This is a genomic window from uncultured Desulfovibrio sp., from assembly GCF_949282365.1.
Taxonomy (GTDB): domain Bacteria; phylum Desulfobacterota; class Desulfovibrionia; order Desulfovibrionales; family Desulfovibrionaceae; genus Desulfovibrio.
Genome location: NZ_CASDOY010000017.1, coordinates 23,955 through 35,259, shown reverse-complemented (window position 1 = coordinate 35,259; position 11,305 = coordinate 23,955). Strand labels below are relative to the sequence as shown.

At 69.4% G+C, this 11,305-nt stretch carries 11 protein-coding genes; 7 read left to right on the top strand and 4 right to left on the bottom strand.

What is annotated here, in order from left to right; translation table 11 throughout:
- The 7 genes from Q1X76_RS05440 to Q1X76_RS05410 form a co-directional block, all read left to right on the top strand.
- Nucleotides 1–683 (top strand): R3H domain-containing nucleic acid-binding protein (locus tag Q1X76_RS05440; RefSeq protein WP_300718540.1); only part of this gene is annotated, 683 nt, incomplete at its 5' end.
- On the top strand, nucleotides 683–2,080 hold the full coding sequence (gene mnmE / locus Q1X76_RS05435; RefSeq protein WP_300718538.1) for a tRNA uridine-5-carboxymethylaminomethyl(34) synthesis GTPase MnmE: 1,398 nt from the start codon (nucleotides 683–685) through the stop codon (nucleotides 2,078–2,080). The genes Q1X76_RS05440 and mnmE, both read left to right, overlap by 1 nt.
- Nucleotides 2,081–2,156: 76 nt before the next feature.
- A complete protein-coding gene (locus Q1X76_RS05430; protein ID WP_300718537.1) occupies nucleotides 2,157–2,765 on the top strand; it encodes a 3'-5' exonuclease in 609 nt (202 codons plus the stop codon).
- Nucleotides 2,762–3,964 carry a GAK system CofD-like protein gene (locus tag Q1X76_RS05425; RefSeq protein ID WP_300718536.1) on the top strand — a complete coding sequence of 401 codons (1,203 nt, stop codon included), beginning with the start codon at nucleotides 2,762–2,764 and terminating at the stop codon, nucleotides 3,962–3,964. Before Q1X76_RS05430 ends, Q1X76_RS05425 begins: the two co-directional genes overlap by 4 nt.
- On the top strand, nucleotides 3,961–4,932 hold the full coding sequence (locus Q1X76_RS05420) for a pseudouridine synthase (RefSeq protein WP_300718535.1): 972 nt from the start codon (nucleotides 3,961–3,963) through the stop codon (nucleotides 4,930–4,932). The genes Q1X76_RS05425 and Q1X76_RS05420 overlap by 4 nt, the downstream gene beginning before the upstream one ends.
- 182 nt (nucleotides 4,933–5,114) lie before the next feature.
- Nucleotides 5,115–5,744 carry a DUF47 family protein gene (locus Q1X76_RS05415; RefSeq protein ID WP_300718533.1) on the top strand — a complete coding sequence of 210 codons (630 nt, stop codon included), beginning with the start codon at nucleotides 5,115–5,117 and terminating at the stop codon, nucleotides 5,742–5,744.
- Nucleotides 5,737–6,741 (top strand): inorganic phosphate transporter, encoded by a 1,005-nt coding sequence (locus Q1X76_RS05410; RefSeq protein WP_300718532.1) that lies wholly within the window; start codon nucleotides 5,737–5,739, stop codon nucleotides 6,739–6,741. The genes Q1X76_RS05415 and Q1X76_RS05410 overlap by 8 nt, the downstream gene beginning before the upstream one ends.
- A gap of 287 nt (nucleotides 6,742–7,028) precedes the next feature.
- Here Q1X76_RS05410 and Q1X76_RS05405 read toward each other — a convergent pair whose 3' ends face one another.
- The 4 genes from Q1X76_RS05405 to Q1X76_RS05390 form a co-directional block, all read right to left on the bottom strand.
- Nucleotides 7,029–7,922 (bottom strand): DMT family transporter, encoded by an 894-nt coding sequence (locus tag Q1X76_RS05405; protein WP_300718530.1) that lies wholly within the window; start codon nucleotides 7,920–7,922, stop codon nucleotides 7,029–7,031.
- A gap of 313 nt (nucleotides 7,923–8,235) precedes the next feature.
- Nucleotides 8,236–9,150, bottom strand: coding sequence for a D-alanine--D-alanine ligase (locus Q1X76_RS05400; protein ID WP_300718529.1), 915 nt, complete (start codon nucleotides 9,148–9,150; stop codon nucleotides 8,236–8,238).
- A complete protein-coding gene (locus Q1X76_RS05395) occupies nucleotides 9,107–9,796 on the bottom strand; it encodes an HDIG domain-containing metalloprotein (RefSeq protein ID WP_300718528.1) in 690 nt (229 codons plus the stop codon). Before Q1X76_RS05395 ends, Q1X76_RS05400 begins: the two co-directional genes overlap by 44 nt.
- 698 nt (nucleotides 9,797–10,494) lie before the next feature.
- Nucleotides 10,495–11,295, bottom strand: coding sequence for a 4Fe-4S dicluster domain-containing protein (locus Q1X76_RS05390; RefSeq protein ID WP_300718527.1), 801 nt, complete (start codon nucleotides 11,293–11,295; stop codon nucleotides 10,495–10,497).
- Between the last annotated feature and the right edge of the window lie 10 nt (nucleotides 11,296–11,305).

The following is an 11,305-nucleotide window of genomic DNA, read 5'->3' as shown; positions in this document are numbered from 1 at the left end:
GGGACGAGGAGAGCATTGCCGAAAGCAGTCCGGCCGAAGCCGGCAGCCGTCGCGGCGAGGGCCGCCGGGCCCGGCCCCGGCCTTCGGTGCGTGGCGAGGGCGAAAGCCGCCGCCGTCAGCGGCCGCAGGCCCCGGCGCCGGTGGAGGCCGCGGAAGATGGCCTGGACGAGGTGGAAGAGAGCCTGCCCCTCACTCCCGTGGAAGAGCTGGACCCCCAGCGCCTGGAAGCCCTGGCCAAGGAGACCGTACGCCAGCTGGTGCGCCCCATCGTGGGCGAGGAAGTGACGCTGGAAGTGACCGTAGCCGACGGCCGCGTGCGCGTGGCCGTGGACTGCGCGGAGGATTCCGGCCTGCTCATCGGCCGTGAGGGCCAGACCCTGGCCTCCCTGCAATATCTGGCCTCGCGCGTGGTCTCGCGCGGCATGGACGCCGCCGTGCGCGTGCAGCTGGACGCCGGGCGCTACCGCCAGCGCCAGGACGAGAAGCTGCGCGAGATGGCCCTGGCCCTGGCGGAAAAGGTGCGCCAGACCGGCCGCTCCTATTCCACGCGGCCCCTGAGCTCCTATCACCGGCGCATCGTGCACCTTTGCCTGCAGGATGCCGCTGACGTGCAGACCCGCAGTTCCGGCGACGGGCCCATGAAGCGGGTCGTCATCATGCGCCGCCGGCCCGAGCGCGCCTGATGCCCACCATCGCCGCCATAGCCACGGCTCCCGGCGCGGGGGGCATCGGCATCGTGCGCATCTCCGGGCCGCGGTCCGGGGAGATCCTGGCGCGCATGTTCAGCCCCGCCTCGCCGCGTTTCGACGGCTTCCGGCCCTGGGTGCTGCACCGCGGCCGCGCCCTGGACCATGAGGGCGCGCAGCTGGACGACGTGCTGGCCGTGTTCATGCCCGGCCCGCGCACCTTCACCGGGGAGGACGTGGCCGAGATCCACTGCCACGGCGGCCCCTTCATCGTGCAGGCCATCCTGGAGACCGCCCTGCGCCTGGGCGCGCGGGCGGCGGAGCGGGGCGAGTTCTCGCGGCGGGCCTTCGTCAACGGCCGCATGGACCTGAGCCAGGCCGAAGCCGTGGCCGAGCTCATCGCCGCCCCCTCGCGCGAGGCCCTGCGCTACAGCCTCAACCGCCTGGACGGCCTGCTGGGCCGCAAGGTCACGGCCCTGCGCCGGCGTCTGGAAGGCCTGCGCGCGCAGATGAGCCTGGCTGTGGACTTTCCCGACGAGGAAGTGGAATGTCTGGCCCCCGAGGCCTTTGCCGCCGTGGTGGCCGATGTGGCCGCCGCCGTGCGCGAGCTGCTGACGGGCCAGCGCCGCGCGCAGGTCATGCAGCAGGGGGCCGTGGTGGTGCTGGCCGGCGCCGTCAACGCGGGCAAATCCAGCCTGCTCAATGCCCTGCTGGGCCGCAACCGGGCCCTGGTCACGGACATCCCCGGCACCACGCGCGATTTTCTTGAGGAAAGCTGCCTGCTGGACGGTCTGCCCGTGCGCCTGACCGATACGGCGGGCCTGCGCGAGACCGGGGAGAGCGTCGAGGAGATGGGCGTGGCCCTGAGCCGCCAGAAGGTGCGGCAGGCCGACGCCATCCTGCTGCTGGTGGACGGCGGCCGTCTGGGTCCCGCCGGCGCGGCGGCCGACATCTGCCCCGACGAGGCCGTGCGCGAGGTGCTGGAACAGGCCGGCAGCATCCCCGTGCTCCTGGTCTGGAACAAGATGGATCTGGCCGAGCCCGCTGTCTGGCCGCCCGCCTGGGCCCACGAACGGCCCTGCGTGCGCATCAGCGCCCGCACGGGCGACAATGTGGACCTGCTGGCCCGGCGTCTGCGGGCCCTGCTGCTGGATGACGGCAGCCACACGCCGCCTTCCGACGGTCTGGCCCCCAACGCGCGCCAGTCCCTGGCCCTGGAGCAGGCCCTGGGCGAGCTGGAGGCCCTGCTGGCCGACATCCGTGCCGGCAGCCCCTACGACTGCTGCTCGGTCCGTCTGGACGCCGCTGCCGCCCTGCTGGGCGAAGTCACGGGCCTGGACAGCCCGGAAGAGGTCTTGAACCGCGTCTTTTCAAGCTTTTGCATCGGCAAGTGATCTGTGCTACAAGGGGGAAGTGTTCGTGTGCCGCAGGCGCACGACGCTTCCCCAAGGACACAAACCCCCGAGCGGCATGAATCTGGAAAGTCTGCGTCGTCACCTGAGCAGTGACGAGATCAACGCCCTGCCCCTGTGCCATTACGAGGGGCCCATCCATCTTGTGCGCAGTCTGGAGGACTGGGAGCAGGCCCTGCCGGACCTGCGGAGGGAAACGGTGCTGGGCTTCGATACCGAGACCCGTCCCTCGTTCCGCAAGGGCCGGGTCAACGCGCCTTCCCTGGTGCAGCTGGCCACGGCTTCCGCCGTCTACCTGATCCAGCTTTCCTGGTGGCCCTTCGGGGAGGAACTGGCCTCCCTGCTGGCCGATCCCGGCATCATCAAGGCTGGTGTGGCCATCGGCGACGACATGCGCGAGCTGGCCCGCCTCCATCCCTTCACGCCCGCTGGCACGGTGGATCTGGGGCAGCTGGCCCGCTCCTACCGCCTGACCACCCAGGGCCTGCGCACCCTGGCCGCCAATCTTTTCGGCCAGCGCATCTCCAAGGGGCCCCAGTGCTCCAACTGGAGCGTCCCGGAATTGAGCCGGCGGCAGGTCATCTACGCCGCCACGGACGCCTGGATCGGCCGCGCCATCTATCTCAGGATGCGCGAGCTGGGCATGACCGCCGGAGCTGCGGCGTGAGCGCCCTCCTGCCCGCCCTTGGTCCACGGCTGGTCTTCTTCACCGGCGGCACGGCCCTCAAGGGCCTGAGCCGCAGCCTTACCCGCTATACCCACAATTCCGTGCATCTGGTGACGCCCTTTGATTCCGGGGGCAGCTCCGCGGCCCTGCGCGAGGCCTTCGCCCTGCCGGCCGTGGGCGATATCCGCAACCGTCTGGCCGCCCTGGCCGATACCAGTCTGGTGCCGCAGAGCGTGCTGGATCTCTGGGAGCTGCGCCTGCCCGCCGAAGGCGATCCCGAGGCCCTGCGGGCCCGCCTGCGGGCCATGGGCAGTGCCGGACATCCCTGCTGGCGCGCCCTGCCGCCGGTGCTGGCCGACGTGATGCGCGTGCATCTGGGCTATTTCCTGGAGCGCATGCCCGACGATTTCCGCCCCCAGAAAGCCAGCATGGGCAATCTGCTCCTGGCCGGGGGCTATCTGCGCTTCCAGCGCAATTTCAGCCCTGTGCTCAGCCTGTTCAGCCGGGTGCTGCAGGTGCGCGGCGTGGTCCTGCCCATCGTCAACGCCTGCCTGCATCTGGCCGCGGAACTGGCCGACGGTTCCGTCCTCGTGGGCCAGCACCACTTCTGCCGCCTGACCCAGCCGGTGCGGCGCCTGTACCTCACGGTGCACGAACCGGGACGCAGCATGACGGCCCTGACGCCCTGCCGTCCCCTGCTTTCGTCCACGGCGGCCACCTATCTGCAAAGCGCCGGGGCCATCTGCTATCCCATGGGCAGCTTTTACACCAGCGTGCTCGCCAACCTGCTGCCCGACGGCGTAGGCCGCGCCGTGGCCGCGGCGCACTGTCCCAAGATCTATATCCCCAATTCCGGCAAGGACACCGAGGCCCAGGGCCTGACCCTCACCGCCCAGGTGGACATGCTGCTGGGCCATCTGCGCCAGGATGCGCCCCGGGCCGCTCCCGGCGACCTGCTGCACGCCGTGCTGCTGGACAGCCGGAACGGCCGCTATCCCGGCGGTATCGAGCGGCAGGAACTGGAGCGGCGCGGCATCGAGGTGGTGGACCGCGACATGGTCTGCCCCGGCGATCCGCAGCACCATGATCCCGAGCGCACGGCGCTGGCCCTGCTGGAACTGGTGGAGAGCCTGCGGGCCCGGGGCCTGGGCGGCCCCGAAAGCGCGGCCGCCGTCCCGCCGGAGGAGGACGAGGCATGAGCGGCCCCGGAGCGCGTTGCCATACGGTGGGTGCGGACCTGGCCGGCCGGCGTCTGGACGCGGCCCTGGCCGAGGTGCTGGAAGCCCTGGGCGAGCCTGTGCCCGGTCTGCGCGGCCGCCGTCGCCTGCTGGATAGCATCGGCCTGCTGCCGGCAACGCCGCAGGCAGAGATCCCCGCCGGGGAAGAGTCACCGCGCAGGCTTGCACGGCAGGGGTGCTGGCAGGCTTTTTTCAAACCCGCGGGCTGGCACAGCGTCAGTCTGGCGGGAGGCGGCGGCCGCAGCCTGGAGGCGGCCATCCCCTCCCTGTGGGAGGTGGGGGCCGAGCCTGCGGCCTGGGCCCTGCTGCAGCGTCTGGACGCCCGGACCTCGGGCATCGTCTGCGCGGCCGTGGCCCCCGATGCGGCGGCCCTGGAACGGGCTGTGCAGGATTTCCGGCAGGCCGAGGCCGAAGGCCGCTGCCGCAAGGGCTATCTGGCCCTGCTCGACGGCAGGCTGGAAGGGGAAGCCTGCGTGCGCCGTGCCCTGGACATGTCGCGGCGGCGCGCCGTGCGGCTCCTGGAGGGCGACAGCGCCGACCCCGCCCGCTGGACGCATTTCCGCCCCCTGCATCACTGGCAGGGCGAGGCCTGCGCCTCCCTCGTGCGCGAGCTGGGCGCGCGTTTTTCCCTGCCGCCTGCGGCGCGGCCCCGCAGCCTGACCCTGGCGGCCTGCACCATCCGTCGCGGCGCGCGACACCAGATCCGGGCCCATGCCGCCGCTCTGGGCCACGCCCTGTGGCTGGACGGTCTGTATGCTTCCTCCCTGCCGCAGTCCCCCCGGGACGGGCAGGGAGCTTTTTTTCTGCATCATGGCGCGCTGCGCCTGCCCTGGGCGCGCTGGACGCTGCCGCCCGACTGGTTCGCGGAAGGGGAAATCGCGGCGATCTGCAGAAAATGGCTTGAAAACGATTTCATGGACACCGTATAATTGTTACAAAATGATAAAGAGGGACCATTCCCTTTTTCGGCAGAGGGCAGAGTCCGTCCGGGCATGAAGCATGCCGGGCCGTCATATCAGGAACGAAGGCAGGGGATTCCGGGAAGTTCCACCGCGCGCCGGAGGAGCAGGGAACCCCTTTCAGGGATCTTTCACCATCAAGAGGAGGGCGCATGTTCGCATCCCTGCTTCCCAAGTCCGCTCCGTTTTTCGAAATGCTCCTGGAGCAAAACAGCCAGCTGCGTCACATGTCGCAACTGCTGCTCGGCATGCTGGAAGACCTGTCCAGGATGGACGAGGCCCACAAAAAGATCGCCCTGATCGAAGAAGAGGCGGACAAGCTCCATGTGCGCATCATCAGGGACCTGTCGCAGACCTTCATCACACCCATCGACCGGGAGGACATCCTGCGCATCAACCAGGAGCAGGAAGAAGCCCTGGACGGCCTGCACACCCTGAGCACCCGCCTGCACATCTTCGAGTTCACCAGCATGCGCTTCCCGGCCGTGCAGATGGTGCGCAACATCTGCACCATGCTGGACCTGACCGAACAGATGCTGGACGGCCTGACCCGCCGGGAGGACTGCCACAAGACGCGCGCCTTCCGTTACCTGCGCGGCGAATGCGACATGCTGCTGGCCGTGGGTCTGGCCGAGCTCATGGACGACCAGCAGGAGATCACCCCCGCCCGGCTCATGAACATCATGAAGTGGAGCCAGGCTTACGACCGCATCAGCATGCTTCTGGAAAACGTCAACAACCTGGCTGAAACCATCGAAGAAGCGGTGCTGAAGAATGTTTGAGATCCCCTTCCTCCTCATTCTGATCGTCCTCGTCGCTCTGGTATTCGACTTTACCAACGGCGCGCACGACTGCGCCAATGCCATCGCCACCGTGGTCTCCACCAAGGTGGTCACGCCCCGCTTCGCCGTGGGCATGGCGGCCGCCCTCAATCTGGCCGGGGCCCTGCTGGGCACCGAAGTGGCCAAGACCCTCGGCGCGGGCCTGGTGATGCCCGAAGTGGTGCAGGGCAGCCACATCCTGGTGCTGGCCGCCCTGCTGGGCGCCATCTTCTGGAACTGCCTCACCTGGTATTTCGGTATCCCGTCCTCGTCGTCCCATGCGCTCATCGGCGGTCTGGTGGGCGCGGCCCTGGCCCATGCCGGGCCCGAGGCCCTCAATTTCAGCGGCATCGTCAACAAGGTGCTGCTGCCGCTGGTGCTCTCGCCGCTGGCGGGCTTCGCCGTGGGCTTCCTCATCATGTGGCTCATCTACTGGATCTTCGCCCATGTGCTGCGCAGCAAGGTCAACCGCATCTTCCGCAAGATGCAGCTGGTGTCCGCCGCCTTCATGGCCACCAGCCACGGCCTCAATGACGCCCAGAAGACCATGGGCATCATCACTCTGGCCCTGTTCATCTTCGGCGAGATCGACCAGGTGGCCGTGCCCCTGTGGGTCAAGCTGGCCTGCGCCCTGGCCATGGCCACAGGCACCGCCATCGGCGGCTGGAAGATCGTCAAGACCATGGGGCACCGCATCTTCAAGCTGGAACCCGTGCACGGCTTCGCCGCCGAGAGCTCGGCGGCCCTGGTCATTTCCGGGGCCTCCATGCTGGGCGCGCCCGTGAGCACCACCCACACCATCTCGGCCTGCATCTTCGGCGTGGGCTCCACCAAGCGTCTGTCCGCCGTGCGCTGGACCGTGGCCGGGCAGCTGGTCACGGCCTGGGTCCTGACCCTGCCGGCGGCGGCCACGGTGGGCTTCATCTCCTACTGGCTGCTGCACCTGATCTGGAACTAGACGCGGCGTCCTGCCCGGCGGCCCGGCTCCGGGTCGCATCTGCCCGGGAAGACAGGACATCGTTGCATCAGGCCCCGTGCCGTCCCGTGCGGACGGCGCGGGGTTTTGGCGTCCTGCGGGGAAGGGGGCGCGCCCTGCCGCTGTGCGGCGGGCAGGGATGGAGGGCGGCTGTGCGGCGGGCACGGACGAAGGTGGGGCCACGCTGGGCTTCATCTCCTGCTGGCTGCTGCATCTGGGCTGGAGCCAGACGCGGCGTCCTGCCCGGCCGGTGCGGATGGGGGGCCGTATCAGGCCTTGCGCCGCCGCAGGGGCAGGCGGCCCTCGGAGATGATCAGGCCGAGGATGATGAGGCCCATGCCGGTCAGGGCCAGTCCGGTCAGGCGTTCGCCCAGCAGCAGGGTGGCGGTGATGACCGAGACCACGGGCACGGCATAGATGTAGATGCTGGTCTTGATGGCGCCCAGGATGCGGATGGTGAAGTTCCAGGTGGCGAAGCAGAGGGCTGAGGCCCCCAGGCCGAGGAAGAGCAGGTTGGCCAGCAGTTCCGGCCGGGCCAGGCGCTCCAGCCCCCAGCGGAAGCCGAACAGCGGCAGGGTGGGCAGCATGAAGACGAGGCCCCAGCAGAAGATGCGGCGCGTCACCTGCAGGGTGTTGTAGCCGTAATCGCCGATCTTGCGCGTCAGGATGGAATAGAAGGCCCAGGTCAGGGCCGCCAGCAGGGCCAGGACGTCGCCCTGGGGATCGAGACGCAGCACGGCGTTGCTGTTGACGGCGATGCAGACGATGCCGGACATGGCGCAGGCGAAACCCACGAAGAAGCCGGGATGCAGGCTCTCGCCCAGGACGATGCGGGCCAGCAGGGCCGTCAGGAAGGGCGAGATGCCCACCAGCACGCCCACATTGGAGGCCGTGCTGCAGCTCAGGGCGATGTTCTCCAGCAAAAAGTAGAGGGTCACGCCGCACAGCCCGGCCAGGGCGAAGGTCATTTCGCGGCGCAGGTCGCGCACATGCAGCAGGCGCGGACAGGCCAGCAGCAGGGCGCAGGCCCCCAGCAGGAAGCGCAGGAAGAGGATCTCGATGGGCAGAAAGGCCTGCAGCAGCACCTTGGTGGAAGTGAAGGTCGCGCCCCAGATGAGGATGGTCAGGATGGCGGCCGCATGGGCGGCAAGAATCTGGTTCATGGGGCTTCTCCTTGGCAGGGGCCGGGGCACCGGCGGTGCCGTTGCGCGGCTCCTGCCGGGAGGCTTTGGCCGGCGGCCGTCGTCCCGGCCTTTGGTCACGGGCAGACGCACGGGCGGCCCGGTGTCGTAGTCCGCGCCTCATGCCGTGTCCCCTCGCCGTCCGGCGGCACTGCCGCCGGGCCTGCACGGCGGGCGCACGACGGAGCTGGCCCGGGCAACGGCAAACGAATGGTGCGGTCCCTGCGCGGCGTGCGGCACAAAAAAGCGCGCTGCCCGGGGCAGCGCGCGTGCTGTCGGCGCGGGGCGTCAGGCGTCAAGCTTTGGCGTGCTGCTCCATGCCCAGTTCCATGAGCTTTTCCAGCAGCTGGCCGAAATCCATGCCCAGCACGGCGGCTTCCTGCGGTACCAGGCTGGTGGGCGTCATGCCGGGCAGGGTGTTGACCTCCAGCAGGTGCAGGCTGTCGTCGGGGCCCAGGATGAAGTCCGCGCGGCTGTAGCCCTTGAGGCCCAGGGCCTTGTGCGCGGCCAGGGCCAGGCGCTGCACCTCGGCGGTCACGGCCGGGGACACGGGCGCGGGGCAGAGCTCGCGCGCGCCGCCGCTGGCGTATTTGCTCTCATAGTCGAAATAGTCGCCCGCCACGGGCTCGATGAGGATGGGCGGCATGGCTTCCTCGCCCAGGATGCCGCAGGTGATCTCCCTTCCGGGCAGCTGGGGCTCGATGAGCACGCCCTCGCCGGCGCTGAAGATCTCGTCCATCAGGGCATCCAGCTGCTGCCGGTCGGCGGCGCGGCCCAGACGCAGGGAGGAACCGCCCGTGGTGCTCTTGACGAAGAGCGGCCAGGGCAGGCGCGGTTCCCAGCCTTCGGCGGGACGCACGGGCAGGAATTCCCAGTCGGCCGTGGGCAGGCCCGCCATGCGGAAGATCTGCTTGGCCGCGGCCTTGTTCAGGGCCAGGAAGGAGCCCGAAGGACCGGAACCCTGGTAGGGACAGTCGGCCTTTTCCAGCATGGCCTGCACCAGACCGTCCTCGCCCGGCGAACCGTGCAGGTTGATGAGGGCAAAGTCATGCTGCCGGGCCGTGTCCAGCAGCTCGTCGAACTGTTCCCGCAGGTCGAAGAAGGTCACGGCATGGCCGCGTTTGACCAGGGCTTCCTGCATGCCGCGTGCGCCAGCCAGCGAGACCTCACGCTCGCTGGACCATCCGCCCGCTATCAAAAGGATCTTCATGGATGGCGTACCCCAGATGCGCCTCGAAGGCGCGTTCGATGCATTGGCCCTGCTGCCACGAACGGCGGATGCCCGCACGGACTTTTTCCGTATGCCCGTAGCGCACCAGCAGGTCTTCATAACGCTGACGCAGCGGCACGCACTGGTCGTGCTTGACGCGCTTGTCGGCGTAGATCACGAAAAACGGGATGGAGAACAGGCGCGCGGGGTCCTGCTCCGGGACGGCCCAGGGCCAGTGGACGTGCAGCAGCACGCCCTGGGCCAGCGCGTGGTTGCGGGTCTCGGCCACGACCCAGCCGGCGCCCAGCTGGGCATGGCTGCCGCCGTGCAGCACGCTGTAGGTCTTGGCGATGTCGTGCAGCATGGCGCTGGCGCGGACCGCGGCCACATCGACCCGGAAGCCGGCGTCACAGGCGCGTCGGGCCAGCTCCGTGGCGATGTGGGCCACCAGCAGCGAATGGGCGCGGATGTTGTCCAGCATGCCGTACTTGTCCCACAGGGCCCTGCAGGCGGCGTCGTCCGGGACATTGCCCGGCGCCGGGGGCTCCAGGGCCGGTTCGGGCAGGCAGGAGAGCGGATGCTCCAGCGGCCAGGCGCCGCTTTCCGGGGTGCCGATGACGGGAGAAGATGTGGTGAAGATGGCCATGGCGGCAGTATGCCATCGGCCCGGGGGGATGGCAATGCAAAAGAGTTCCGCATCTGCGGCGGTGGGCAGGAGAGGGATGACCGCTGCGCTGTACCGGCCGGGTCGCCTGCGCGGCGATGCGGCAAGGGGCCGGGGCTTGGGCAGCCCCAGGCCCCCTGCACCCCCTGCACCCCCTGCCCCGCCTGGGCTCCGGTGCTGTGCGGGGCGCGCCGGGGCAAGGGCTGCATGAGCCTTCGGCGTACGCCGCCCGATCGGCGCTCAATGGACGGGAGAGGGAAGTCGTGCGATGGCAGAGCGGCCGCCGGGTGGGTAGGGCGGTGTCGAGGCGTCAAGGCGTCATAAGGTGCGGAGAGACTGCCCGTCAGTTGGCGTCCGTGGTGCGGATGGCTTCTTGGCGGAACAGGCTGGAAGATATGGCTGGCCGTGATGGAGATAGCAGGGGCGGAAAGGAAGGTCTTGCAGACGTGGCGGCTGCGCTCTCGGCAGCGAACAGGGCGGTCCCCTTTGTGTCATGCGGCAGGCTGCCGTCCGCTGACGGGGCAGGCTGATGCGGCAGGGGGGAGGGAAAAGCGGAACGTTTTTTATTCGTCCCGCAGGACAGGATAAAACGCGCTGGGGAGGGGGAGGGGAGTTCGAGGGGAGGGGGAACCCCTCTCGCGTCAGCAGAGGGGGGCCCCCTCCCCTCGAATATCCTTTTCTTACAGCATGTCTTTTTCGGCTTTCAGGCGCAGCAGGCCGTCGAGGATGCTCCAGGGGCTGGGCGGGCAGCCGGGCACGAAGAGCTGTACATCGCACAGGGGCGGCAGGCCGCCGCAGCACTCGTCGCTGTCGGCGAACAGGCCGCCGGAGATGGCGCAGGAGCCCACGGCGATGGCGATGCGCGGTTCCGGCACGGCGGCCCAGGTGGCCAGCACGGCCTCGCGCATGTTGCGGCTCACCGGTCCCGTGACCAGGATGCCGTCGGCATGGCGGGGCGAGGCCACGAAGCTGATGCCGAACTTGCCCAGGTCATAGACCAGGGTGCCCAGCACGTTGGTATCGGCCTCGCAGGCATTGCAGCCCGCGGCGCTGATCTCGCGCAGCTTGAGCGAGCGGGAGAACAGGCCGCCGCAGGCCCGGGGCTTGCCCAGGGGGCGGGGCTGCGCCGTGACGATGAGGTCCTCGCGGTCGAAGGCGGCCACGCGGTAGTCGTGCGTGAAGCGGATCAGGCCCGCATCGGGGCGGGCGGCGGCACAGGCGCGGGCGCAGGCGCCGCAGAACAGGCAGCGGCCCATGTCCAGGGCGATGCCGCCGGTCTCGCCGGCGGGGCCGGGCCCGGCGGGCGAGAGCTTGCGCAGGGCCCCGGTGGGACAGACGTCCAGGCAGGCGCGGCAGCTGCCGCAATCCCCGGCCGTGATCTCCGGGCGGCCCATGTAGCGGGGCGAAAGGCCCGGCGCCTTGCGGGGGAAATCCAGCGTCCTGTATCTCTGGTGCAGGCGTTCCTTGAAGATGTCCAGCATGTCAGTCCTC

Excerpts from the sequence above, each read along its gene's own strand:
- Q1X76_RS05415 (WP_300718533.1), top strand. The coding sequence starts at position 5,115 with ATGTTCGCATCCCTGCTTCCCAAGTCCGCTCCGTTTTTCGAAATGCTC.
- Q1X76_RS05405 (WP_300718530.1), bottom strand. The coding sequence starts at position 7,922 with ATGAACCAGATTCTTGCCGCCCATGCGGCCGCCATCCTGACCATCCTC.
- Q1X76_RS05400 (WP_300718529.1), bottom strand. The coding sequence starts at position 9,150 with ATGAAGATCCTTTTGATAGCGGGCGGATGGTCCAGCGAGCGTGAGGTC.
- Q1X76_RS05430 (WP_300718537.1), top strand. The coding sequence starts at position 2,157 with ATGAATCTGGAAAGTCTGCGTCGTCACCTGAGCAGTGACGAGATCAAC.
- Q1X76_RS05395 (WP_300718528.1), bottom strand. The coding sequence starts at position 9,796 with ATGGCCATCTTCACCACATCTTCTCCCGTCATCGGCACCCCGGAAAGC.
- Q1X76_RS05410 (WP_300718532.1), top strand. The coding sequence starts at position 5,737 with ATGTTTGAGATCCCCTTCCTCCTCATTCTGATCGTCCTCGTCGCTCTG.
- Q1X76_RS05390 (WP_300718527.1), bottom strand. The coding sequence starts at position 11,295 with ATGCTGGACATCTTCAAGGAACGCCTGCACCAGAGATACAGGACGCTG.
- mnmE (WP_300718538.1), top strand. The coding sequence starts at position 683 with ATGCCCACCATCGCCGCCATAGCCACGGCTCCCGGCGCGGGGGGCATC.
- Q1X76_RS05420 (WP_300718535.1), top strand. The coding sequence starts at position 3,961 with ATGAGCGGCCCCGGAGCGCGTTGCCATACGGTGGGTGCGGACCTGGCC.